The 25,461-nt window shown below is 42.6% G+C and carries 19 protein-coding genes, 7 tRNA genes, 2 rRNA genes and 2 other annotated features; of the genes, 27 read left to right on the top strand and 1 reads right to left on the bottom strand.

Annotation, left to right across the window (positions count from 1 at the left end; genetic code table 11):
- The first annotated feature begins 42 nt into the window (after nt 1–42).
- The 3 genes from ACZ42W_RS22145 to ACZ42W_RS22135 all read left to right on the top strand — a co-directional run bounded on the left by ACZ42W_RS22145 (nt 43) and on the right by ACZ42W_RS22135 (nt 4,265).
- A 23S ribosomal RNA gene (locus ACZ42W_RS22145) occupies nt 43–2,957 on the top strand.
- A gap of 137 nt (nt 2,958–3,094) precedes the next feature.
- Nucleotides 3,095–3,211: ribosomal RNA gene (rrf, locus tag ACZ42W_RS22140) — 5S ribosomal RNA — on the top strand.
- Between the two features lie 511 nt (nt 3,212–3,722).
- Entirely contained in the window at nt 3,723–4,265 is a 543-nt protein-coding gene (locus ACZ42W_RS22135; RefSeq protein WP_464167403.1) for a GNAT family N-acetyltransferase, read from the top strand.
- Nucleotides 4,266–4,474: 209 nt separating this feature from the next.
- Here the strand turns inward: ACZ42W_RS22135 and ACZ42W_RS22130 are convergent, their stop codons facing one another.
- Complete coding sequence (locus ACZ42W_RS22130) at nt 4,475–4,780, bottom strand: zinc-ribbon domain containing protein (RefSeq protein WP_464167402.1); 306 nt, start codon at nt 4,778–4,780, stop codon at nt 4,475–4,477.
- Between the two features lie 1,120 nt (nt 4,781–5,900).
- Between ACZ42W_RS22130 and ACZ42W_RS22125 the strand changes: the two genes are divergently transcribed.
- From ACZ42W_RS22125 to pheS, 24 genes are all read left to right on the top strand, one after another.
- A complete protein-coding gene (locus tag ACZ42W_RS22125) occupies nt 5,901–6,218 on the top strand; it encodes a hypothetical protein (RefSeq protein ID WP_464167401.1) in 318 nt (105 codons plus the stop codon).
- A gap of 179 nt (nt 6,219–6,397) precedes the next feature.
- Nucleotides 6,398–7,633, top strand: coding sequence for a glycosyltransferase family 2 protein (locus tag ACZ42W_RS22120; RefSeq protein ID WP_464171139.1), 1,236 nt, complete (start codon nt 6,398–6,400; stop codon nt 7,631–7,633).
- Nucleotides 7,634–7,741: 108 nt separating this feature from the next.
- Nucleotides 7,742–8,617, top strand: coding sequence for an agmatinase (gene speB / locus ACZ42W_RS22115; RefSeq protein WP_464167400.1), 876 nt, complete (start codon nt 7,742–7,744; stop codon nt 8,615–8,617).
- A 201-nt stretch (nt 8,618–8,818) separates the two neighbouring features.
- Nucleotides 8,819–8,894 (top strand) — tRNA-Val (locus tag ACZ42W_RS22110).
- 17 nt (nt 8,895–8,911) lie between these two features.
- A tRNA-Asp gene (locus tag ACZ42W_RS22105) sits at nt 8,912–8,987 on the top strand.
- Nucleotides 8,988–8,992: 5 nt separating this feature from the next.
- Nucleotides 8,993–9,068 (top strand) — tRNA-Phe (locus ACZ42W_RS22100).
- 1 nt (nt 9,069) lies between these two features.
- Nucleotides 9,070–9,144, top strand: a tRNA-Gly gene (locus tag ACZ42W_RS22095).
- Nucleotides 9,145–9,152: 8 nt separating this feature from the next.
- Nucleotides 9,153–9,226, top strand: a tRNA-Cys gene (locus tag ACZ42W_RS22090).
- 15 nt (nt 9,227–9,241) lie between these two features.
- A tRNA-Leu gene (locus ACZ42W_RS22085) sits at nt 9,242–9,330 on the top strand.
- 5 nt (nt 9,331–9,335) lie between these two features.
- Nucleotides 9,336–9,412, top strand: a tRNA-Val gene (locus ACZ42W_RS22080).
- 624 nt (nt 9,413–10,036) lie between these two features.
- Nucleotides 10,037–11,110: a tyrosine-type recombinase/integrase gene (locus ACZ42W_RS22075; RefSeq protein WP_464167399.1), complete on the top strand. Its 1,074-nt coding sequence runs from the start codon at nt 10,037–10,039 to the stop codon at nt 11,108–11,110.
- Between the two features lie 26 nt (nt 11,111–11,136).
- Nucleotides 11,137–11,424 (top strand): hypothetical protein, encoded by a 288-nt coding sequence (locus tag ACZ42W_RS22070; RefSeq protein ID WP_464167398.1) that lies wholly within the window; start codon nt 11,137–11,139, stop codon nt 11,422–11,424.
- A 246-nt stretch (nt 11,425–11,670) separates the two neighbouring features.
- Nucleotides 11,671–13,371, top strand: coding sequence for a hypothetical protein (locus ACZ42W_RS22065; RefSeq protein WP_464167397.1), 1,701 nt, complete (start codon nt 11,671–11,673; stop codon nt 13,369–13,371).
- On the top strand, nt 13,368–14,207 hold the full coding sequence (locus ACZ42W_RS22060) for a hypothetical protein (protein WP_464167396.1): 840 nt from the start codon (nt 13,368–13,370) through the stop codon (nt 14,205–14,207). The genes ACZ42W_RS22065 and ACZ42W_RS22060 overlap by 4 nt, the downstream gene beginning before the upstream one ends.
- A gap of 362 nt (nt 14,208–14,569) precedes the next feature.
- Entirely contained in the window at nt 14,570–15,184 is a 615-nt protein-coding gene (locus ACZ42W_RS22055; RefSeq protein ID WP_464167395.1) for a nitroreductase family protein, read from the top strand.
- A 408-nt stretch (nt 15,185–15,592) separates the two neighbouring features.
- Nucleotides 15,593–17,044: an aminotransferase class I/II-fold pyridoxal phosphate-dependent enzyme gene (locus ACZ42W_RS22050; RefSeq protein WP_464167394.1), complete on the top strand. Its 1,452-nt coding sequence runs from the start codon at nt 15,593–15,595 to the stop codon at nt 17,042–17,044.
- Between the two features lie 3 nt (nt 17,045–17,047).
- Entirely contained in the window at nt 17,048–17,902 is an 855-nt protein-coding gene (gene speE, locus ACZ42W_RS22045) for a polyamine aminopropyltransferase (RefSeq protein WP_464167393.1), read from the top strand.
- 256 nt (nt 17,903–18,158) lie between these two features.
- On the top strand, nt 18,159–19,034 hold the full coding sequence (gene ytxC / locus ACZ42W_RS22040; protein WP_464167392.1) for a sporulation protein YtxC: 876 nt from the start codon (nt 18,159–18,161) through the stop codon (nt 19,032–19,034).
- A 78-nt stretch (nt 19,035–19,112) separates the two neighbouring features.
- Nucleotides 19,113–19,365: a binding site (T-box leader), on the top strand.
- Between the two features lie 78 nt (nt 19,366–19,443).
- Nucleotides 19,444–21,366 carry a threonine--tRNA ligase gene (gene thrS, locus ACZ42W_RS22035; RefSeq protein ID WP_464167391.1) on the top strand — a complete coding sequence of 641 codons (1,923 nt, stop codon included), beginning with the start codon at nt 19,444–19,446 and terminating at the stop codon, nt 21,364–21,366.
- 332 nt (nt 21,367–21,698) lie between these two features.
- Nucleotides 21,699–21,832: a sequence feature (ribosomal protein L20 leader region), on the top strand.
- Between the two features lie 26 nt (nt 21,833–21,858).
- Nucleotides 21,859–22,374: a translation initiation factor IF-3 gene (gene infC / locus ACZ42W_RS22030; protein ID WP_464171137.1), complete on the top strand. Its 516-nt coding sequence runs from the start codon at nt 21,859–21,861 to the stop codon at nt 22,372–22,374.
- Nucleotides 22,375–22,394: 20 nt separating this feature from the next.
- Entirely contained in the window at nt 22,395–22,592 is a 198-nt protein-coding gene (rpmI, locus tag ACZ42W_RS22025) for a 50S ribosomal protein L35 (protein ID WP_464167390.1), read from the top strand.
- 30 nt (nt 22,593–22,622) lie between these two features.
- Nucleotides 22,623–22,985: a 50S ribosomal protein L20 gene (gene rplT / locus ACZ42W_RS22020; RefSeq protein WP_464167389.1), complete on the top strand. Its 363-nt coding sequence runs from the start codon at nt 22,623–22,625 to the stop codon at nt 22,983–22,985.
- Nucleotides 22,986–23,099: 114 nt separating this feature from the next.
- Nucleotides 23,100–23,894: a TrmH family RNA methyltransferase gene (locus ACZ42W_RS22015; protein WP_464167388.1), complete on the top strand. Its 795-nt coding sequence runs from the start codon at nt 23,100–23,102 to the stop codon at nt 23,892–23,894.
- A 538-nt stretch (nt 23,895–24,432) separates the two neighbouring features.
- Nucleotides 24,433–25,455, top strand: coding sequence for a phenylalanine--tRNA ligase subunit alpha (gene pheS / locus ACZ42W_RS22010; RefSeq protein ID WP_464167387.1), 1,023 nt, complete (start codon nt 24,433–24,435; stop codon nt 25,453–25,455).
- The last annotated feature ends 6 nt before the right edge of the window (nt 25,456–25,461 follow it).

Raw genomic sequence — 25,461 nt, 5'->3', positions numbered from 1 at the left:
AATTAGGATAAACATCTGAGAACCTAATGTGGCGGGACGTTTGGTCAAGCTACTAAGGGCGTACGGTGGATGCCTAGGCGCTAAGAGTCGAAGAAGGGCGCGGCGAGCGGCGAAACGCCACGGGGAGCAGTAAGCATGCATTGATCCGTGGATACCCGAATGGGGCAACCCATCCAGAGTCATATCTGGATATCGTTAACTGAATCCATAGGTTAACGAAGACAACCCGGGGAACTGAAACATCTAAGTACCCGGAGGAAGAGAAAGAATAATCGATTCCCTGAGTAGCGGCGAGCGAAACGGGAAGAGCCCAAACCGACCCCTTCGGGGATCGGGGTTGTAGGACCCTCTTTTAAGAATGGATTTCTAGCCGAAGTGATCTGGAAAGATCGAGCAAAGAAGGTAACACTCCTGTAGGCGAAAGAAAGACATTCTGTGAGGGTATCCTGAGTACCGCGGGACACGAGAAACCCCGTGGGAAACCGGGAGGACCACCTCCCAAGGCTAAATACTCCTTAGCGACCGATAGCGAACTAGTACCGTGAGGGAAAGGTGAAAAGCACCCCGGGAGGGGAGTGAAAAAGAACCTGAAACCGTACGCTTACAAGCAGTCAAAGCACCCTAGAGGTGTGATGGCGTGCCTTTTGTAGAATGAACCGGCGAGTTACGGTATGTAGCGAGGTTAAGGCGAGAAGCCGGAGCCGGAGCGAAAGCGAGTCTGAACAGGGCGACAAGTTACATGCTGTAGACCCGAAACCGTGTGATCTACCCATGGACAGGGTGAAGGTGGGGTAAAACCTACTGGAGGCCCGAACTCACTGTCGTTGAAAAGGCAGGGGATGAGCTGTGGGTAGGGGTGAAATGCCAATCGAACACGGAGATAGCTGGTTCTCCCCGAAATAGCTTTAGGGCTAGCCTCGAATCGATGATTATTGGCGGTAAAGCACTGAATAGGCTAGGGGCCTTACCGGGTTACCGAACCTTATCAAACTCTGAATGCCAATAATTTAGATCGGGAGTCAGACTGTGGGGGATAAGCTTCATAGTCGAAAGGGAAACAGCCCAGACCATCAGCTAAGGTCCCAAAGTATACGCTAAGTGGAAAAGGATGTGGAATTGCACAGACAACCAGGATGTTGGCTCAGAAGCAGCCACCATTTAAAGAGTGCGTAATAGCTCACTGGTCGAGTGGTTCTGCGCCGAAAATGTAACGGGGCTCAAGCGTATCACCGAAGCTATGGCTTGTACACTCAGTGTACAGGGGTAGGGGAGCGTTCTGAATGCAGCGAAGTTGTTCTGTAAGGAATGGTGGAGCGTTTAGAAGTGAGAATGCCGGTATGAGTATGCGAAAAGGTGAGTGAGAATCTCACCCGCCGTAAACCTAAGGATTCCTGGGGAAGGCTCGTCCGCCCAGGGTAAGTCGGGACCTAAGCCGAGGCGTAAAGCGTAGGCGATGGACAACTGGTTGAGATTCCAGTACCACTCTTAAGCGTTTGAGCAATGGGGTGACACAGAAGGATAGGTTAAGCGTGCCGTTGGTTGAGCACGCCCAAGCCCGTAGGGTGTGAGACAGGTAAATCCGTCTCGCGAGAAGCCTGAAAGGTGACGGGGAGCGAAAATAAGTAGCGAAGTAACCGACTCCAAGCTGTCAAGAAAAGCCTCTAGTGAGCAAGAGAGTGCCCGTACCGCAAACCGACACAGGTAGGTAAGGAGAGAATCCTAAGGCGCGCGAGAAAACCCTCGTTAAGGAACTCGGCAAAATGACCCCGTAACTTCGGGAGAAGGGGTGCTCCATGCAAGTGGAGCCGCAGAGAAGAGGTCCAGGCGACTGTTTAACAAAAACACAGGTCCCTGCCAATCTGAAAAGAGAAGTATAGGGGCTGACGCCTGCCCGGTGCTGGAAGGTTAAGAGGAGAGGTTAGCCGCAAGGCGAAGCTTTGAATTGAAGCCCCAGTAAACGGCGGCCGTAACTATAACGGTCCTAAGGTAGCGAAATTCCTTGTCAGGTAAGTTCTGACCCGCACGAAAGGCGTAACGATCTGGACACTGTCTCAACGAGGGACTCGGCGAAATTGTAATACCCGTGAAGATGCGGGTTACCTGCGACAGGACAGAAAGACCCCATGGAGCTTTACTGTAGCTTGACATTGGATTTTGGTATAAAATGTACAGGATAGGTGGGAGACAAAGAAGCTAGGGCGCCAGCCTTGGTGGAGTCGCCGGTGGGATACCACTCTTTTTGTACTGAAGTTCTAACTTAGACCCCTGAATCGGGGTTGAGGACCGTGTCAGGTGGGCAGTTTGACTGGGGCGGTCGCCTCCTAAAGAGTAACGGAGGCGCCCAAAGGTTCCCTCAGCGCGGTTGGAAATCGCGCGTAGAGTGTAAAGGCAAAAGGGAGCTTGACTGCGAGACCAACAAGTCGAGCAGGGACGAAAGTCGGGCTTAGTGATCCGGTGGTACCGAGTGGAAGGGCCATCGCTCAACGGATAAAAGCTACCCTGGGGATAACAGGCTTATCTCCCCCAAGAGTCCATATCGACGGGGAGGTTTGGCACCTCGATGTCGGCTCATCGCATCCTGGGGCTGTAGTAGGTCCCAAGGGTTGGGCTGTTCGCCCATTAAAGCGGTACGTGAGCTGGGTTCAGAACGTCGTGAGACAGTTCGGTCCCTATCCGTCGCAGGCGCAGGAAATTTGAGAGGATCTGACCCTAGTACGAGAGGACCGGGTTGGACGGATCACTGGTGTACCAGTTGTCTCGCCAGAGGCACAGCTGGGTAGCTATATCCGGAGCGGATAAGCGCTGAAAGCATCTAAGCGCGAAACCGACCTCAAGATGAGATTTCCCACAGCATAAGCTGGTAAGACCCCTGAATGATGATCAGGTTGATAGGCCCGGTGTGGAAGCGCGGTGACGCGTGGAGCTGACGGGTACTAATCGGTCGAGGGCTTGACCTAACAAACGCAGGCAAGCGGTTCACTCACTTCGGGCTCAATCTTAAGTGAGGAAGAGATTATCTTAATTACAGTTAAGACATTACATCTGTGCAGTTTTGAGGGAATAGGGTTCCGAAAGGAACTTGAAACTTCAAAGATCTGGTGATTATTCCGGAGGGGTTCCACCCGTTCCCATCTCGAACACGGAAGTTAAGACCTCCAGGGCTGATGATACTTGGACCGCAGGGTCCTGGGAAAGTAAGTCGTTGCCAGGTAAGCGTAAAGAGACCGTCTATTTTAGATGGTCTTTTTGCTTTTTTACGGCGTAAAGAACGACGGGAGTGTGCATGATTCTTTGGGGTCGGTTCCACCCGTTCGGCTCACACGGCGATAGTATTCCTTTGACAGTTTGCCGTGTGGCCGAAACAGTCCACCGGACTGTTTCGTGGCGCCGCGTAGTGTTTCTCTCCAGCACAGCGGCTTGGCCGAAATGATATCCCATATCATTTCGTATCTCGAACACGGAAGCTAAAACCACCAGTGGCAAGGCTGCAGACGCATTCTAAGAGGCACCACCCTACTTGGACTGCAGACGTAACTATCCGTAATAGTACTCGACACAGACAAGGGCCGTTTTTTGCAATGCTACACTTCGCGCCAGAAAAAACGTCCCCTTGGTGTCATAGCGTCCCTGAAGAGATTTCTGAAGTCATTTGAAGTGCATGAGAATTCTGTTAAGATAGAAAAGAATATAGAGTCGATTAAGAAAGGAGAGTGGGAGTATTTATGAAGCTAGCTGGAAGTAAGGTTTTTCTCCGCTTCTTCGAAGAAAAAGATGCGGAAGCTTTGTACAATTTCCATTTAAGAAATAAAGAGTTCCTCCAAGAGTATTCACCGACACGTAACAATGATTTCTATACCCTTAGGTCAAAATATAAGTATATAGACGATTGCATAAGACAGAGGGAATGCGACGAAAGGTATGCTTTCGGCATCTTTATGAATGATACTAACGAGTTAATTGGAAATATTAATTTAAATGAGGTATTACGGGGTCCGTCTCAAAGTTGTCTTATAGGCTATTCTGTGGATGAACAACATAATAGTAAAGGGTATATGACAGAAGCAGTTCTCTTGGCCGTTCAGTTTGCATTTGATCATTTGCGATTACATCGTATCGAGGCAGGTGTGATGCCAAGGAATATTGCTTCAATGCGCGTGCTAGAAAAAGTGGGTTTTCAAAAGGAAGGTATATCGCAAAAAAATATTAAGATCAATGGGAGATGGGAGGATCATCAGATATTCGCAATTATATCGGATAAGGAATGAGATTAAGGAGAAGCAAACGGCAAACGAAAAAAACAGTATATGTACGTTTAAAATTGATTCCACTCTTAACCACTTTCACTTGATGATATGGATACTGTAAATGTTGTAGAAATATCCATAAACGAAATCACTGGAAAAGTAAGTGTCGATCCTCCAAAATAAAAAAAGCCTTTCCAGGGATTAAACCCGGAAAGGCTTCGTTTACTATCTTACCAATTGTTGCGTGTGCGTGGTTGGTAGCAATCACGGCAATATACTGGCTTGTCACCAGAAGGTTGGAAAGGTACTGTGGTTTCTTTTCCACAAGTAGCACAGATAGCAGGGAACATTTCACGTTGTGGACGTGAAGAGTATCCGCCATTGCCTCTGGTTTGTTGTTTTCTAGCAGCACGGCAGGATGGGCAACGACCAGGTTCGTTGGTGAATCCTTTTTCTGCGTAGAATTCTTGTTCGGAAGCGGAGAAAGTAAACTCAGCGCCGCAGTCCTTACAGGTTAAAATTTTGTCTTCATACATAATAAAAAAACCTCCAAAATTGTATTACCCGCTACATGGGAAGTCCTCAGTCTTCCTACAGCTTTAGGCAATAGGGAAGGTTTTTCGTAAATCCACAAAAACTAACGAGCTTTGATAAGTATAACCTTAATGTGGATATAAGTCAAACTTTTAAATAACTATTTCAAAATAAGACGATAAGACGATAATAACGATCATGAAGCATAATTTACGTTTTATTTTGCAATACAAGTTAGAGCTAGGGCATTTTTTGATAGGCATTTGATAGGTATATGAAGTAATACACGAGTGAAGACAAAGAAAAGGAGCTCGGTAATAGATCGGGGGATTATCGAAACTTAGAAATAATGGTAGAATAAGAGTAAATGTTACTTTTGAGAGGAGAGAAAAAATGAATCTATGGTATCTACTTGTTGGCATAGGCTTCGTTGTGGCTGGTACATATATAATGATGTCGAATAGTTTTGCATCGGGCGCTATTTGGATAATAATCGGTGTGCTATTTGGGCTTTTGGCTCGGATAAATAACAACAAAAAGGGATAAAAACCCTTAAAGAATTGTAAATTTCCGTTACTAAAGTCAAAGCTCGTGAATATAATTTACTGTTAGTACTAACAAGTACATTAAGCTGCGCAGCGGGTATCTCCAAGCCATGTGGCTTGAAAAGGAGGGATTACTCGTGCTGGGAAATTCTAATTTAACTGCCAAATCAGCTCTATTTATTCTCGTAATCTTAGGCATCGGAGTCGCTATTATCATTGGATTTGCAACCTAAACTTAATAATTCAATCCAAGAAAAAGTCGCCTATGATCTGCATAGCATGTCATAGGCGACTTTTTTAAAATTACGTAATTTCATTGATTGGCTGTACTTGAAGGTCAATGAATTATAGCTTGTCTGAGTGGTTCTCTTTTTCATGCTTTACAGCATCATACTCGAAGCGAAATTTTTGATTGCAAATAGAGCAATGGACGAACTTGCCATCATCTGAGGTTCTTGGCATAGGTACACACCTCCTTGACCATGATTATAGACAAAATTTGCCTATTTTATACAGCTTAGGGCAAATTCTTTCTGCGACAGTCTAATCATATTCTATAATAAAGAGGTGAATTATAATGTTGCATCGCTTAATACGAGAACTAAGGATAGAGTTCTATTGGATGAAGAAGGAAATGGTACGGCGCTGGCATTTGGATACACCTGTTGGAGTTATGGGTATAATAGCTCTATTATCTGGAATTGCACTCTTTATGCTCATTGGACAAGGCATAGCAAAAGTCATTCGAGGAGCAATTCCTTGGGTTGCAGGTTCTACTGTAGGAGCAGTATATTGGGCGTCAATAGGCTTTGCACTTAAAGCAAGTTTTATATTTCTCCTCTTTTGCAGTTCTCTGATTTTTTTCTTCCTTCTTAAGATGTATTATCGTCGTTAAAAGTATATTATGATAGGCATAATGTCAGTAAACACTACATATCTATGAAGTGGACAAACCTCCTATTATTAGTCAAGATTCGCCTTGCTTCTAATATTAGGCTGTGATAAAATTGTTAGGGTTAAAAGGAGGCTGAGAACGTGGACATATCCGGAGTTACCGGTTCTCACTTGTTTAATATGATTATGATCCCTGTCCAGGTGATTATCATATTCTTTACATTCTATTACTTTGTTCTTTCAATGTTTGGCTTATATAGGAAACGTGAAGAGAAGATATTAACGCCTGAGAAAAGTTTTGCACTTGTCGTAGCCGCACATAATGAAGAAGCGGTAATCGGGCCTCTCGTGGAGAATCTCTTAAGTCTAGATTATCCGAAGGAGCTCTATGATGTATTTGTTGTAGCGGACAACTGTACTGACAAGACAGCGTTAATCTCTAAAACCTCAGGAGCTCTTGTTCATCAACGCTTCAATAACGAAAAGCGCGGAAAGGGTTTTGCTTTGGAATGGATGTTCCATCGTCTTTTCAAGATGGAACGCCAATATGATGCAGTGATTATCTTTGATGCTGATAATTTGGCAAACGAGAGCTTTCTGATTGAGATGAACAGTAAATTATGCCAAGGTCACCAAATTGTTCAGTGCTATTTAGATTCTAAAAATCCCTTTGATACATGGGTAACGAATACCTTCTCGATCACATTCTGGTTATCCAATCGTCTACTTCAGCTTGCACGCTATAATACCGGGAGATTGACCAATATTTTGGGTGGAACCGGTATGTGTATATCCACTAAAGTGCTTAAGGATTTAGGATGGGGAGCGACTTCCCTGGTCGAGGATCTTGAGTTTACTATGAAGGCGTTAATGTGTGGAATCAAAACAACCTGGGCACATGATGCAGTTGTCTATGATGAAAAGGCGTTAACCTTTGCTCAAGCATGGCGCCAGAGAAAACGCTGGGCACAGGGACAAGTGGATGTCGCTGGACGATACCTCATTCCTCTTGTCTTTAAAGCTTTCCGTGAACGTAAGATCATGTATTTTGATGCAGCAGTTCACCTATTCCAACCGGCTCTTGTTATGATTGCAACTTTTTTTATGCTTACCAATGTAATTTCCGCTTTCCAACCTCATTATACCCACGTGTTTAGTCTTGTCATGCCTTGGTCAGGATGGCAGATACTATCTGCTATTCAGTATCTATATCCTGTAGCAGCGTTGGCTCTTGACCGCTTGCCATGGCGGGCCTATATTGGGTTGATTCTCTATCCTATCTTTATTTATAGTTGGATCCCGATTGTATTCCTTGGGTTTGTTAATCGTAAGGATAAAGAGTGGTCACATACGAAGCATACTCGGTCAATTAAGATTGACGATGTGGTCAAGGAAAAGAAGGTTTCGACGAACTGATTAAAGGTAGAGAGTAATCTCTTGAAGTAAAGTCATCTTTGGAGGGAATCTCTTTTGAGTGAGAGATTCCCTCTTCTCATATTTTAGAAAGCAGAGGGATCGTAAAACATGCCTAGAGAAGATCTGGAGAAGATGATTGAGAACCCTGGAGTCTATATGGGGGCAGATACGCCCTATGAGGAGGCTGATGCAGTCATCCTTGGGATCCCGATGGATTATACGGTAAGCTTCCGCCCAGGAACTCGAATGGGGCCTCTGAGTATCCGAAACGTCTCTATTGGGATTGAAGAATATAGTGTGTACTTGGACCGTGACTTGAGTGATTATGCCTATTGTGATTTGGGTGATTTAACCCTGCCTTTTGGTAATGTTGAAAAGTCCCTTGAGGTGATCGAGAGTGCATCCCGCCAGGTTGTTGAAGACGGTAAATTCCCGATATTTCTTGGAGGAGAACATCTGGTTACCTATCCTTTGATTAAACCCTTTATCGAGAAGTACCCAGAGCTTCGAGTCATTCATTTCGATGCTCATGCAGATCTGAGAACGGATTACTCCGGTGAAATTAACTCTCATGCAACGGTGATGCGGAAGATTTCGGAAATGCTCGGCCCGAAACGGGTCTACCAATTTGGAATTCGTTCAGGGATACGTGAAGAATTCCTCTTTGCGAAGGAGCATAACCATCTTGTCATTGAAGAGGTTCTTGAACCCTTAAAGGCTGTGCTCCCTGAGTTGAAAGGGAAACCTATTTATGTAACTTTAGATATTGATGTCGTCGATCCGGCGTATGCACCAGGTACCGGCACTCAAGAAGCAGGCGGGTGTACATCGAGAGAGATCATCAGGGCGATTCACGCTCTTGGGGAACTCGACGTGGTTGGATTTGATCTTGTGGAAGTATCTCCAGCTACGGACACGAGTGAGCGTACTGCTCTTCTAGCGGCTAAGATTGTGCGGGAGGCCCTCTTGAGCTTCGTCCGATGATAACTGTTGTGGCTTCATCCATTTAGGGTACTCTCAGCCTATTCGCTAAGGTGCCTTGTTTAGTGTCAAAAAGGAATTATCAGATAGTAGTAAAATAGAGAGAAATTTACACTACTTTTAGCTCTAATTTTCTCTAAATCTTTGAAAAAGCCTTTGACATAAATTCGATTTTTGTGTATACTAAAATTCGTCAGTTGAAATGGGCGATTAGCTCAGCTGGGAGAGCGCCTGCCTTACAAGCAGGATGTCGGCGGTTCGATCCCGTCATCGCCCACCAACTTAAACCACAATCATGGCCCCGTGGTGTAGTGGTTAACATGCCTGCCTGTCACGCAGGAGATCGTCGGTTCAAGTCCGATCGGGGTCGCCATATTTGCCTTGGTAGCTCAGTCGGTAGAGCAGAGGACTGAAAATCCTCGTGTCGGCGGTTCGATTCCGTCCTAAGGCACCACGCGGGTGTAACTCAGTGGTAGAGTGTCACCTTGCCAAGGTGAAAGTCGCGAGTTCGAATCTCGTCACCCGCTCCATTTTATTTGGCGGCATAGCCAAGTGGTAAGGCAGAGGTCTGCAAAACCTTTATCCCCAGTTCAAATCTGGGTGCCGCCTCCAAATTTCATTAATTTTGCCGATGTGGCGGAACTGGCAGACGCACGGGACTTAAAATCCCGCGGGCCTTAAAGCCCGTACCGGTTCGATTCCGGTCATCGGCACCACATATGGGTTTGTAGCTCAGCTGGTTAGAGTATCGCGTTGACATCGCGGGGGTCGGAGGTTCGAGTCCTCTCAAACCCACCATATGTATACCCTTTTTTAAAAAGAGAATGATTCTAAGAAACCTTGAAAGTCTTGTTGCAAGCGGATTTGAAGCAACTAGTAAAATATGGAGGTTGGACGCTTTCGAAGCTAGATACTTCTAAAGACCGCTAAATAACAATAAGGATTCCGACAGAATTCCGACAAGACCGAGAACGTTAATTGAAAAAGCCTAAAAACCTTAGAAAACTTAAATTTCTAAGGTTTTATTTTATGGTAGACTAGGAAATATTTTCTATATGAGATAAATAGCGAATTTAGTTCGTAAACGTGGTTGTTTTCTCCAAAGACTTTTTATAAAAGGGACAAGGAGTGAAAGCATGGGCAAAATTTTCTATAAGGTATTACTTAAGCATTCCAAGGATTTATAGAGCTTTATGAAGAATGGCAGAACTACAAAGTGAAGCATATAAATAATATGAGACAAGTTAGAAGGGATACCTCCATTAAGTGTTTTTGATGGAGGTATCCCTTCTCTATTTTATAACGTAACCCCTTTTATATGGTTTATAAGTGGGTATATGTTAGTGTATATATATATATCCAGGGAGGAAAAAATAACCCTACATTACTGCTCTTAGGATGTGCTAGGGGGAATTGCATTAAATGGCTCAAGTTAGGAAACGGAGCAAAGATTCTTTTACTATTACTATTTACATGGGGAAGAAGGAAGATGGCTCAAGGAATAATGTTTATAGGACTTTTCACGGTACAGAAAAGGGGGCAATAAGGTTTTCGCGTAGATTAGAGGCTTCATTGAAACCGAAAAAAACTGGACCGAAGAAAAAAATAATTACAATAGGTCATCTACTCGAAAAGTGGATAGAGTTTAAAAGAGATGAGGTTAATTCAAACACTCTAAAAAAATACCAGTGGTATTTAAAGAAACTCAAACCATTGGTAGGTGATATAGTTGTAGATGAAGTTAAGCCTTTTGAGATTATCGAGCGTTTAAGGCCGCTAAAAAAAATGGTAGTTTATAAAGAACTTCTTTGGGTTTTAAAAACTTCTTTTTCTTCGTTAGGCGCTGAGTACGAAAATCATAAAATTTATTTACGGTCAGTTAAGCATCCGAAGTTGCGATATAAAAGAAAACGGTATTTTACTGAAGACGAACTTAAATTATTCATTAAAAATGCGGAAAACACCAAATATTACTTAATATTACGCTTACTTACGCTATTTGGCTTAAGAATCGGTGAAGTATTAGGAATAAAATGGAAAGACATTGATTTTAAAGAAGCTGAGCTTACTATTACAAGAATCATCGACATTAAAAACAACCAAATAAATACTAATCCTAGACTAGCAAGTCTAAGAGTATTACAAGTTGATTGGGAAACACTTAATGAGTTTCAAGTATTAAAAGAGGGTCATAAATGTACTGATTCTGATAGTTTTATATTTTGTTTTGAAAATGGATTGCGGTTTAAATATCATACAATATTTAGGGCTTTCAAGCGGGCCTTGAAGTACAGTGGAATTTATCCAATGAATACGAATGATTTTCGTAATAGTCTTGAGATGTTGTTACTTAGTAAGGGAGAGCCAATTACTGTAGTTGCCGATTTTTTGGGAAAGAATTTATCGAATAAGCCTAATTTTGCATGGAGAAGGGGGGAGAGTATTTCACACCTTCTTGGAAAATATTCCTCAACTTTGGGCAATAATATCTTTTGAGCATTTATTAAAGGAGGTATTTCTAAATGGAACCATTCTTTAAAATGGTAAATAGACATGTCGAGAGCTGTGGATTGCCACCACTTATCACAAATGATAAATTCAATAATTACTTTGGTTATTTTGAAAACCAGATGGGGGAACAATGGGTATTTGTTTACGATTCAAATACGAAAAATGCAGTGATTCGTGGTGGGGATGCTGGATGGAAAAATGAATTTGAGGTCAAGAATGGGATTGCCCAGAACTTGATACTTAATCTATCTGAACAAAACTGGTTAAAAGCTTGTTGGCAAGCAGTTAGTGAGTCTTAAAGGTATTATTTAATCTCGAGAACTCGGTGCATAACATAAATGCTTCGAGTTCTTTTAAGTTTTAAGGGAAGACAGATTGATTGATTTGTATGATTCAAATATCTTAGAGTTAGGTTATTTAAAGAATTATAAGTCTATTTTTTTATTTAATTAAAAGGTTTTTTTGGAATAATATCGAATCTCAACTTAATTATAAGAATTGTTTTTTAAAAATGATAACCTGAAAAACTGAATGGAGGTTTCTTCTTGAGTACTCATGATATTTTTGTTGAACAAGCTGAATATATAACTACTGAAGCATTTGAGAAATGGAATATTGAACATCCAGAAGAAGGAGTTATCATTAAGAAATTATCACAATGGGGTGCTAAATTAATTATTGGACCAAGAGGATGTGGAAAAACAACTTTATTACTTAAAACTTACTATAGACTTTGTAATTCAAATGGACGAACAGCTCTGCCGATTTATGTTAACTTTAAATCATCTCTCAAAGTCGAGCCGCTTTATAAATCTGACGTTAATGCAGTTTATTGGTTTAACCAGTGGATTATACTTAAAGTGTATCAAGGAATGTTTAATACACTAAAAGATATTGGAATGGTCATTCAAAATGATTCAAGGGTGAAAAAAGGATATGTAGACGAAACAATAAGTAAAATAGAATTTGGTAATATTCATTTAATCAATGAAGAAAACGCGCTAACAATTGAGAATTTAGAAGATGAGATTAAAAAAACTTTGCAGTTAACCAATAAGACTCATTGCGTTCTGTTATTAGATGATGCTGCGCATGCATTTTCAACTGAACAGCAACGTGATTTTTTTGAATTTTTCCGACAAATAAAAAGCAAATTTGTCTCTCCAAAAGCGGCAGTTTATCCTGGCGTAACAATTTACTCGTCTACATTTCACGTAGGACATGATGCAGAAGAAATTAATGTATGGATAAGACCTGATTCACAAAATTACATAGAATTTATGATTAGTTTGTTGGAAAGGAGACTACCAATAGAAGTATTTAATCAATTAGTACAAAAAAGAGAACTTTTAGAGGTTATTTGTTATGCATCTTTTGGAATGCCAAGAGCTCTACTTAACATGGTTAGAAAGTTTTATAAAGAGAGTTCAGATGATGAAGAAAACAATAATGCCTATGAAATTACGTTTAATAGGACTATTGCTACAAAAGCAATAGCCGAAAGCTTGAAACAAACATTAAATATATATTTATCCTTAAAGGCTCAACTACCGACATATGAAAAGTTTATCGATACAGGTAATCATATCTTTACGAAAATGATTGACCTTGTAAAAGAGTGGAATAAAGCAAAAGAGGTTTCATACCAAAGTGTGACTATAGGAATAAATCAGCCTATCCCTGCAGAGCTATTAAAGGTTATAGGGTTTTTCCAATATGCGGGGCTGTTATTGCCAAAGGGAGATTTAAGTAAAGGGGAAAAAGGTGTTTTCGATTTGTATTCGATTCATTATGGTGCGCTTATTGAACGTAATGCCTTTCTTGGTCAGCAGGCAATAAGTGTAAACAATTTATTAATTGCTTTAAATAAGAGAAATGCTCATGCTTATACTAGAACGTCAGCAGATGCATTAGTAGGTAATGAGAGTATATCGAGTGCATTTCCATTATCGCTTCCCCCATGTCAATCATGTAAACAACCTAGAATTTCAGAACACTCAAAGTTTTGTCCGAACTGTGGCACTCAACTCAAAACAGTTTCTATCTTTGAATCTTTAGTTTCAAATGAAATTGATGTTCTGCCCTTAACACAAAATAGGGTTCAGGCAATTAAGAAGTATTCAAAAATAAGGACTGTAAAAGACATTTTAATGGATACAGAGAATCGTGAGTTGCGTAAAGTTCGCCAAATAGGCCCAATTTGGGCTCAACGAATTTTCTCATATGCTGAGGAATATTTGGTATGACACAGGTTTGGACGAAATCGGTTAACCAACTTCCGAGTTTAGTAAGAATAGCAGATATCTCTCAATACGTTGTATCTACAAACTGGGATGAGGAAGCTCCCATTGATACTTTCTACAGGACAACCCTTGATATCCTAAGAGTTGCACAACCTAACTTTATAGCTGCCCATCCCTCTATGGGTTCGCTTTTTCTAGTGGGAGTTATATCAGCTACAGAAAATTACTTCAGAGATATTTTTGCAAGGATTATTCAAGTCTGTCCAAAAGCAAAAAAAAAATCTGCAAGTCAGTCAATTAGTATGGGCTCAGTACTATGGCATACAGGTTTGAATGTAGAACGTGGAGCTTTTGAACATAAATCTTTTGCTAGTGCAGAGACAATAAGAAGTACGTCCAAGGATTTTATAGATTATTGTATTAAACAACATGGTTTAACATCTTCTATTTTGAAAGAATACGAAAATGTTTGTGAACTAAGACATGGGATTGTGCATTCCAACTCTGTTCTAGCGGGTAAAAATGCTATTAAACTTTTAATTGATCCCACTCCGAAAAAAGTCACAAAAGTTCATATTGGCTACCCACAATTACAAGAGTGTATCTTAATTTGCACTACTCTTGTAACAAGTTTCAACACTGAGTTGTTTGAAGAAATAAGTAAAAGATGGGCTGTAGATTGGCATACACTCTATACATCTACAGAACTAAATGTGTTGTTTAACAAGGTGTGGATTATTTTCCATTCTACAATTGATAGTGCAAATGGAACAATTGTTGAGCCACTAACACCAATGAAATGTAGAAACAAAATTAAAAGGGCATTTAATATCCCTTGATTTCATAAATATAATTTACCTAGAGATAAGTCGACAAAAAGGCAGACAAAGTTCTAGTGTCAGTTATAATGCGAATTATAGGGTGTGTTGATACTTTCGAGTCCTCTCAAACCCACCATATGTAAAAACTCAGAAAACCTTGAAGTTCTTAATAAAAGAGACTTCGAGGTTTTTTCTTTTGATGATAGGGTTGGACGGCGCTCAATCATTGAGTTTATAGATTGTTTAATGAGATCGATTATGGAAGATTTCTTGAATTCTCTGCTTTGCGGAAGGAAAGCAATAACAAATGTAGAAATGCTAAAGAACTAGGCAAATGAAGTCACAAGTTAAATAGAACTAGCGAATGAATGGGGGGTCTAATGATGGATGTTGTAACTGCTATTCAAGAGAGGCGAAGTATACGGAGGTATAAACAAAATCCTGTTTCTGAGGAATTAGTGAATGAATTGCTGAAAGCAGCCCGCTTGGCACCATCAGGAACAAATCACCAGCCATGGCGGTTTATCGTTGTCAGGGAGCAGAATGTCAAGCAAAGTATTCAAGCTGCTGCGTTTGACCAAAAGTATTTAAGTCAAGCCCCGGTTTTGCTGGTTTGCTGCGCTGACCTAATGACCTATGCCAGAGACACAAAGAAGAGAGTCCAGGAATTGATTGAAGCAGGCGCTATGGAACCGGATGCTCTACTCAATTATCCCGGTTTAGACAAACCCAAGGATCTTGAGGCATTAAAAGGTTATATTCCTCATGCTTCGCTCAATGTAGCAATTGCAATGGAAAATATCGCGTTGCGAGCCGTTTCCTTAGGTCTGGGAACTTGCATAGTCCAGTTAATAAAGGCTAAGAAAATTGCCGAAATCCTTTCTCTGCCGGAGAACTTAATCATTACGGCGTTAATGCCAGTAGGGTTTCCTGACGAAAACCCTATGCCCAGGCCACGACTAGCTTTAGAGGAAATCATATATAAAGAGATCTAGGGTTTTTCGTATCTACTCCTTAGCGGTATGGTTAGCATCTAATAAGTAGAAAGTTGTTTATCACCCATTGATGTTACAATGGGTGGTTTTGTTTAAGCGATAGGGTGGAGCTCTTTTTATAAGGGTTAATGCGTTGCTTTATTCCAAAGAATGGCCAGATGAGAATTTGTACATCCTAATATATTGGTAATGTCTTATAAGAATTTTGTTGCTATTTATTAAGGTTATCGACTTTTTGAGTTAAATTTTGTATTATTATATTTTGTAAATATTTTTTAGAAGAAAAATCAAAAGGCCAATACTAAGTGAAATAGGCCTGTTATTATGATTGATCTTTGCTAGAAGATAATCGACATACAAAGTGTCAGGGATATCTACTGATTATGGTTAGGAAAGGTGGTGGTTTTCTTGCAATCACTTTGGCAAGGGAAGGCGCCTATTTATGAGGCGTTGCAAAAATATAAATCCATGCGGGTCGTACCGTTTGACGTACCCGGACATAAGCAAGGTAAGGGAAACCCCGAACTCACGGAATTTCTGGGCGAAAAGTGCCTTTCAGTGGATGTCAATTCGATGAAGCCGCTCGATAATCTTGTTCATCCTGTCTCAGTCATTAAAGAGGCCGAGGAGTTGGCCGCAGATGCTTTTGGCGCACATCACGCCTTTTTTATGGTTAATGGCACCACCTCCGCTGTTCAGGCGATGATCATGAGCGTATGTAAACAGGGCGATAAAATTATCATGCCACGCAATGTCCATAGAAGTGCCATCAATGCCCTGATTATAAGTGGTGCAATTCCCGTTTATGTGAACCCAGGTGTTGATAAAAATTTAGGGATACCGCTGGGTATGTCGATTGCCGAAGTAAAAAAGGCCATCGATGAGAATCCAGATGCTAAGGCAATTTTAATCAATAACCCTACTTATTATGGAATTTGCTCTGACCTAAGGACCATTACTGAGCTTGCCCATCGTCATAATATGTATGTCTTAGTGGATGAGGCGCATGGTACCCACTTCTACTTTGGCGAGAATATGCCAGTCAATGCGATGGCAGCAGGGGCTGATATGTCTGCGGTAAGCATGCATAAAACAGGTGGGAGCTTAACCCAAAGTTCGTTCCTGCTCATTGGAAGCCGTCTTAGCACAGGTCATGTACGGCAAACGATTAATCTAACCCAGACGACCAGTGGCTCCTATCTGCTGCTGTCCTCTCTGGATATTTCAAGACGCAACCTAGCTCTAGACGGAAAACGCATATTCGAAAAAGTCTCTTCCCTTGCCAACTACGCGCGAGATGAGATTAATGAAATCGGCGGATATTACGCTTTTTCCTCAGAAATTATTAATGGAGATTCGGTGTTCGCCTTTGACCATACCAAGCTTTCTATTCATACAAGAGAAATAGGGCTAGCAGGAATTGAGGTTTACGACATTCTCCGTGACGATTACGGAATTCAGATTGAATTCGGAGATATCGGAAATATCTTGGCCATCATTTCCGTGGGGGATCGCGCCTTGGCCTTAGAACGTCTTGTCTCTTCTCTGTCTGAGATAAAAAGACTCTACATGAGAGACAAAGCGGGTATGTTTGATCATGAGTATATCAATCCCGAGGTGGTGATAGCCCCACAACAGGCCTTCTATTCCAATCAGCATTCTGTTGCGATCAAGGACAGCGCAGGGTTCATAAGTGGAGAGTTTGTCATGGCTTATCCACCAGGCATTCCTATCTTGGCGCCGGGTGAACGGATAACTGAAGAGATTATTGATTATATCGCCTATGCCAAGGTTAAGGGCTGTTTCCTGACAGGGACAGAGGACATGGCCATTGAAAATATCAGAGTTGTGGAGGAATAGACCATGGAATTATGGTATACAGAACAACACACAGATAACGTTCGCTTTTCGATCAAGGTAGATAAGCCTCTTTATACTGGTCAGAGCGAGTTCCAGAGAATTGACGTTTTCAAATCCAAGGAATTTGGCACCTTTTTTACCCTAGACGGCTTGATGATGGTCACTGAAAAGGATGAGTTTATCTATCATGATATGATTGTCCATATTCCGATGGCAACGAACCCGAAGATTAAGAATGTCTTGGTTATCGGTGCAGGGGATGGCGGAACCGTTAGAGAATTGACTCGCTACGCCACCATTGAAAAAATCGACATGGTGGAAATCGACAAATTGGTCGTGGACGTCTGTAGAGAATACCTACCTCAGACAGCCTGTAAGTTGGATGATCCAAGAGTACAGCTGTATTTTGAGGATGGATTGAAATTTGTACGCACCAAGGAAAATACCTATGATTTGATTATTGTTGACTCCACTGATCCGTTCGGACCGGGAGAAGGGCTGTTTACAAAGGAATTTTATGGAAACTGCTTTAAAGCCTTGAAGGAAGATGGTATCCTTGTAAACCAACATGAAAGCCCCTATTATGAGGAGTATGCTCAGGCTATGCAAAGAGCCCATAAGCGTATCAAAGAGTTTTTCCCAGTGTGCAGGGTTTACCAGGCTCACATCCCCACCTATCCGTCGGGTCACTGGTTGTTCGGTTTTGCTTCTAAAAAGTACGATCCCTTGACCGACATTGACGAGCAGGCTTGGAACAGCCTTGGATTGAAAACAAAGTATTATAATACGGATATTCATAAAGGGTGCTTCGCTCTGCCTAACTACGTAAAAGAGCTTTTAGTAAGTGCAGGGGAATAGTTTATCCTTATATTTTGACGCTAGATGGTAGAGGCCATCTGGCGTTTTATTTTTGCTCAGGGAAAGTCTAGATTTCATCCCTGTACAATAACGTGAAAAATGCGGAGTGGCTTATATAGAACGGGGGTAAGAATAACCCCGTTTGAACCTGGCAATAGTAGGGAATATATGGTTATACGAAAAGCTTGTGCATTTCGTAATGGAACCGAAATATGAGCATGCTCTGCTCATATACTCTACTATGGGGGGATGCTAGGTGGAACAGCACTCCGTGCAGGTTGGGACTCGATATTATAGGGATAGTATCTATCAGCGTCTCAGGCAGCTTCAGGTACAAGAGGATCTACCTGTGGTTATCCATGAGTATCAGCAAGGAAAGCGTTGGCTCATTGATTGTGAGTTCCAGATTTCTGCTCAGGATGAGCTAGAGGATCAAAATACACTAAAGAAGATTCATAGCTATTATCTGGCTAATGCACTTGCTGAAATCATCTTACTCCATTGGGAAAAGGATCATGTCCGCTGGCTCCTTAAGAAAGAGTATAAAATGAAGAGAGAGGAATCTGAGATTGTCTTAGAAAAGGCCCTTCAATACTTGAATCAGGAATTAAGAGAATGGAAGAGCTATCGAATCAGCCGAAAATCCTCCCTCGTGAATCAGATTCTGAACTGCTTAGATTCTCAATCGGTTTTTGATATTGAAGGTTTTTTGAGATTCCGGGCGCATGACTACAAAGCGGAAATACACAAAGCAGTTGCTTACATTGTCAATGAACATGTAATAGAAAAGGAATACTTGGAGTTTATTGAGCTACTAAAGCACTTTGTCGACTCTCAGAAGCCACGTTTACATACCTTGCATGTAGGAATCACGAGTCAAGGGAAGTTCAATCTCTACAATGAAGAAGGGAAGAAAATAACCCATCAATTTTTGGATGAGATTACCTTTGGGGATGGTGAGCTCTCGTATGAAGATATGCTTGTCAGTGCTTTGATCGCAGTTGCTCCTCGACAGATTGTTATGCATATTCGTTATGAAGGGTATAAGAATACTCTGCAGACCATTTTTAAGGTCTTTGAAGGTCGAGTGAGTTATTGTGAGGGCGGATGTACAATTTGCCGTAAGATTTGACAAAGAGGTCAATGGCCGATATAATAATCTCAATTTTACTAGTGGGTAAAAGCTGATAATAGTAAATTTTTTAAAATGTAAAAAACAGTGATGAGGAGAGTACTCTGTTTTCTTGTGCAAGAGAAGAAGTGTCAAGGGCTGGAAGCATTTCTCACAAGGGTCGGACGAAGACCACCTCTGAGTGCCGAGTCGAAGCTATAATAGGTGCGTAGACTAAGCCGTTTCCCGCGTTAAGGGTTAAAAGAGAAGGCATTTGAAGAATAGGCATATAAAGTCTGTATCATTTGCTTTAACTTGGGTGGAACCACGGGAATTAACTCTCGTCCCATATTGGGATGAGGGTTTTTTATATTTTTCTTTATAAAACTCGGATATCGAATACTAAGAATGGTAAAGGGAGTTGACGAATATGCTAAAGATTACATTAAAAGATGGCTCGGTTCGCGAAGTCGAACAGGGGACAAGCTTGGCAGGGCTTGCAGCCTCGATATCAAGAGGGCTTGCAAAAGTAGCGGTTGCTGGAAAAGTAAATGGAGCGACTAAGGATCTGGCTTATGTTCTTAATGAAGATTCAGAAGTTGAGATTCTCACCCTAGATAGTGAGGAAGGCTTGGAAGTTCTCCGTCATTCTACCTCTCACTTAATGGCACAAGCTGTGCAGAATTTATTCCCAGGAACGAAGCTAGGGATCGGACCGGCGATTGCCAATGGCTTTTATTATGATTTTGATTCAGAACATGTCTTTACCCCAGAAGATTTAGAGAAGATTGAAGCAGAGATGCATCGCTTAGCTAAAGAAAACAACGCCTATGTGCGTAAAGAAGCACCTCGTAGTGAGGCTTTAGCTTATTTTGCAGAACTTGGGGAAAAGTATAAGGTTGAGCTGATTGAAGATTTGCCAGAAAGTGTGGCAATCTCTATGTACACACAAGGCAGCTTCACCGATCTTTGCGCAGGACCGCATATTTCCTCTACGGGCCCAATTAAGGCATTTAAACTTTTAAATCTTGCAGGAGCATACTGGCGTGGAAGCGAGAAGAATAAAATGCTTCAACGGATTTATGGAACGGTATGGGCGAAGCAAGCAGACCTCGATGATTATCTCTTTAAGTTGGAAGAGGCCAAACGACGTGACCACCGCAAACTAGGACTAGAGCTTGATCTCTTCAGTCTACATGATGAAGGTCCGGGATTCCCCTTCTTTCACCCAAAGGGCATGATTCTTCGCAATCAGTTAGAAGATTTCTGGCGTCGTGAGCATCGCAAGAGAGGCTACCAGGAAATCAAAACTCCGGTCATCTTGAGTCGGAGCCTATGGGAACAATCCGGTCACTGGGGCCATTACAAAGATAATATGTACTTCACTCAGATTGACGATCAGGATTTTGCGGTTAAACCGATGAACTGTCCTGGTGGAATGATCATGTATAAACAAAAAATGAGAAGCTATCGGGATCTCCCGCTGAGAATGGGTGAACTCGGGTTAGTCCATCGTCATGAGTTATCCGGAGCCTTACATGGACTCCTGCGGGTACGTAATTTTACCCAGGATGATGCGCATATCTTCATGCTTCCTTCTCAAATCAAGGAGGAAATCATCGGAGTTATTGAACTCGTAGATTATTTCTACAAGGTGTTTGGTTTTGAGTATAACGTAGAACTTTCGACACGTCCGGAAGATTCGATGGGCTCGGATGAGACTTGGGAAATGGCTACAAATGCTTTGAAGGACGCCTTAGAAGCTAAAGGAATGGACTTTAAGATCAATCCTGGCGATGGGGCTTTCTACGGACCGAAGATCGACTTCCATCTGCGCGATTGCTTAGGACGGACCTGGCAGTGTGGTACGATTCAGCTGGACTTCCAGATGCCTGAAAAGTTTGATCTCACCTATATCGGAGAAGATGGTCAAAAGCACCGCCCGGTTATGGTTCATCGGGTCGTCTATGGAAGTATCGAACGCTTCATTGCTCTCCTTACTGAGCATTATGCCGGAGCCTTCCCGACCTGGCTTGCACCTGTTCAAGTACGGATTCTCCCCATCAGTGAGCGTCATCAAGAGTATGCACACGAAGTCGTTCGTCGCTTGAATGAACTAGAAATCCGTGCTGAGGTCGATGACCGACGCGAAAAAATCAACTACAAAATCCGCGAAGCTCAAACAGAGAAAATACCCTTTACCCTTGTCGTCGGAGATCAGGAGGCAGAGACAGAAGCTGTTGCCGTTCGCCGTTATGGACAGAGCAATTCCGGAGAGAAGATGTCTGTTGCCGAGTTTATCGCTCTGGCCCAAGAAGAGATTGAGAGCAAGAAAAAACTCTTTCAGTCCTGAAAAAGACCCAATACTGTAGCTTTTCGTGCAGAACGAAACCCGTGGTAGGGTTTCGGCCTTGGCGCGGCGCCACCGGTTTACATGCAGTAAAGCAGAAGGGTTTGGCAACGAAAGTGTCCAGTGGACATTTTCGCCCGAGGCGGCATTCCACAAATGATACTCATCCGCTGAAGGTGCTCCCTCGGAAGCAAGTGAGGCCTTCGTCCGAATGCTCCGCCGCATTCGAGCCCCGGAGCTATTGAGTGAACGCTGCGTGAGAAGCTACATGCCCGAATTGAAAGCTTGAAATTTTATTTTCTTGACAAAGGGCTTAAAAACAAATATACTATTTAATGTTCAAGTAGAAGCCATCCGCTTCTCACCTCATGGCTCTAGTCGATGAGGTATCTTCGGGTCCTGAGCTTAGTTGCTTGCTCATGATTTGTATGGAAGACGGGTGGAACTCTGCCCGTCTTTTTTTGTTTCTATAATTTTAAATGGGGGTGGTTTGTTATTAGCAAGGATTTACGGATTAATGACGAAATCCGGGCCCGAGAAGTCCGTCTTGTCGGGGAAGAAGGAGAGCAACTCGGTATTTTGCAACTGAGAGATGCTCAGAGTTTAGCCATGGATAAATCTCTAGATTTAGTGGAGATTGCACCGACTGCTAAGCCGCCTGTTTGTAAAATCATGGATTATGGTAAGTACAAATATGAGCAGGCTAAACGGGATAAAGATGCCCGCAAGAAGCAGAAGACCATGGAAATTAAGGAAGTCAAGCTTCGTCCGAATATTGAGGATCATGACTTCGAAACGAAAGCACGCAACGCCCAACGCTTCTTAACAGATGGCGACAAGGTTAAGGTAACAATCATGTTCCGTGGTCGGGAGATTACTCATCCGGACTTAGGAAAAACATTGTGCGTACGCCTGGCTGAGTTTTGTAAAGCGGAGGCTAATATAGAGCGTGAAGCTAAACTTGAAGGGCGCAATATGATTATGATCTTAGCGCCGATCAAACACGACTAACACGAGAGGGGGATATCCCAATGCCAAAAATGAAAACTCATCGCGGTGCCGCGAAACGTTTTAAGAAAACAGGTACTGGTAAAATCGTTCGTTATCATGCTTTCACAAGCCATATCCTAGAGAAAAAATCTCCGAAGCGTAAACGCAACCTTCGTAAGTCTGCGGTTATGCACAAGACCGATGCAAAGCGCATTGCTCGTATGGTTGCTTATCTATAATACCTTAAGAAGTAAAAGGAGGTCTTCGCTATGGCCCGTGTTAAAAGAGGGGTAACGAAGCATCAGCGTCATAAAAAAGTATTAAAACTTGCAAAAGGTTTCCGTGGAGCTAAGAGTAAACTCTTCCGCCCAGCAAACGAGCAAGTTATGAAATCTCTGGCCTATGCTTATGCTCACCGTAAAGATAAAAAGGGTGATTTCCGCAAACTGTGGATCGCTAGAATCAATGCAGCTGCCCGTATGAATGGGTTAACTTACAGCCGCATGATGAATGGTCTCAAAAAAGCCGGTGTATCCGTTAACCGTAAGATCCTGGCTGAACTCGCTGTACGCGATGCTGCTGCTTTCACAGAACTCGTGAATGTAGCCAAAGCTCAAGTTGGAGCGAAGTAAATAATGATGTGAAAGGGTGCTAAGGCACCCTTTTTGCTTAAGTCGAGCTATCCGTTTGGATAATTGGCCAAATGGGTATAACATGGGGTAGATGGATTCGCGGGGTGATTTTTTTTGCTAACCTCTCTACAGAATGAGCAAGTCAAATATGTTGTTAATCTACATAAGAGGAAGTTCCGCGAGGAAACGGGTGAGTTTCTGGTGGAGGGCTGGCGCTTCGTCGAAGAGGCGATTCGTCGGGGAGCAGAAATCACCAGGGTTTTTGTGTGTCCAGAGCGGCAGAGTGAGGCTTGGCCTAGCTTGGCCGAGGCTTTAGCTAAAAGTAAGGTTCCGGTGACTTTGGTGGATGAGAAAGTCATCCGCAAGATGAGTGACACGGAAAATCCTCAAGGAATCCTTGCCGTAGTGACTCAGCCTAAGTGGACTTGGAAAGACTTGAGCGTTCACTCGGATCAGGTGCTCTTGGTATTAGACGGGATTCAAGACCCTGGCAACTGCGGAACGATTTTAAGGACGGCGTTAGCAGCGGGTATAGATCAGGTCTGCTTAACAGAGGGAACCGTAGATCTTTATAATTTGAAAGTCCTAAGAAGTACGATGGGTGCTATTTTCTCCTTGAAGATCCTGTCCCATTGTCAACCTGAGGAGATCATGGATTTCTGCTCGGAGCACGAACTTCAGGTTCTTACGGGGGATATCGACGGAGAGAATCTCTATCATACGGATTTATCCCTTCCTCTAGCGCTCGTTGTGGGCAATGAGGGTAACGGTCCTTCTCCGATTTTCCGAGGAGAAGGGGTGAAGCAAATTACGATTCCCATGAATCATGAGGTTGAATCTCTAAATGTCGCGATGGCTTCTGGAATTATTCTTTATGAAATCGTACGGCGAAGGATTAATAAAATTTAATGACTCCACCTAAGGTAAGTTATCTTTACACGCTTTGACGACTGGTTTCCTTGTAAATCACAGAGGGGAATGTTATAATTTTCTGTGAACAGGTTTCAGGAAATCCAGGCCGAAAGGTGGACTTGCTATGTCGCCAGCAGAGTGGTTTTGGAAGATTTTTGAGGTAACCGGTTCCCCAAATGCGTATTTACTTTATAAACAATACGTACAGCAATAAGAAAACGCAATGATCAGGTTAAAAGGAGTTTTTCTTTGCAGGGAGGTTGAGCCTAAGACTGAGAGCTTAGCCAAGAGAAGTCCTCATCTAGAATTAGATGTTCAGTTTCGCCTGAGAGTGGCTTATTGAAAGTGTAGGTAAGCCCGGTCCCCACCGTTAACGGGGAATAAAGCTGCGGCTCATTGAGCTGAACCAGGGTGGTACCGCGGGAGTTGATTCTCGTCCCTTTTTTTAGGGATGGGAATTTTTGTTTTATTTTTAGGTCTAAGTTTTTTTAGACTTGGTGCTACTTATATTATTCTAACTTAGGAGGGTTATCGCTTGAAGCAGGACGTTCAACGTATTCAAGAAGAAACTTTATCTGAACTTAAGAAACTATCGACCTTGGATGAACTTCAGGAATTGAAGGTCAAGGTCCTTGGGAAGAAAGGGACCCTTACGGCACTTTTGCGACAGATGGGGAGCTTAAGCCCAGAAGAGCGCCCCATCTTTGGACAAGTTGTGAATGAAGCCCGAGATATACTCGAGGGAGCATGGACTCGTCGCACTGAAGAACTTTCTAATGCGGCAATGCAGAAACAACTCGAAGAAGAAAAACTGGATATTAGCTTGCCGGGGATAAGTCTACCCCGAGGGCATCAGCATCCTCTGACAAAGGTCATTGAAGAGATGGAAGAGATCTTTCTCGGCATGGGTTTTCAAATCGCTGAGGGTCCAGAGATTGAGACCGATTATTATAACTTCGAAGCTTTGAATTTACCTAAGGAACATCCAGCTCGGGAAATGCAAGATTCGTTCTATATTACGGAAGAGATTCTTTTGCGGACACAGACATCGCCAGTACAGGTCCGGACGATGGAAAAGCAACATCCCCATTTGCCTGTGAAGATTATTTGTCCGGGTAAAGTATATCGTAAGGATGATGATGCGACCCATTCTCCAATGTTCCATCAGGTAGAAGGCTTAGTTGTTGACCGAGGAATTCGGATGTCGGATCTGAAAGGAATCCTCTTAAACTTCTCGCGTGAGATGTTTGGGGAATCTCGTGAGATTCGCCTGCGTCCTAGCTTTTTCCCCTTTACGGAACCGAGTGCAGAAGTAGATGTGTCCTGCATGTTGTGTGGAGGAGCGGGATGTCGAATTTGTAAGGGAACGGGCTGGATTGAAATCCTTGGTTCAGGGATGGTTCATCCGAAGGTCCTTGAGATGGGTGGCTATGATCCACGTGAAGTGACAGGATTTGCTTTTGGTATGGGAGTCGAGCGGATTGCCATGCTGAAGTATGGAATAGAAGATATGCGGCTTTTATTTGATAATGACTTGCGCTTTTTGCAGCAGTTTTAAGGAGGC

The organism is Desulfitobacterium elongatum, assembly GCF_055378975.1.
The sequence above is the reverse complement of the archived record's forward strand: the minus strand, read 5'-3'. Positions and strand labels throughout refer to the sequence as shown.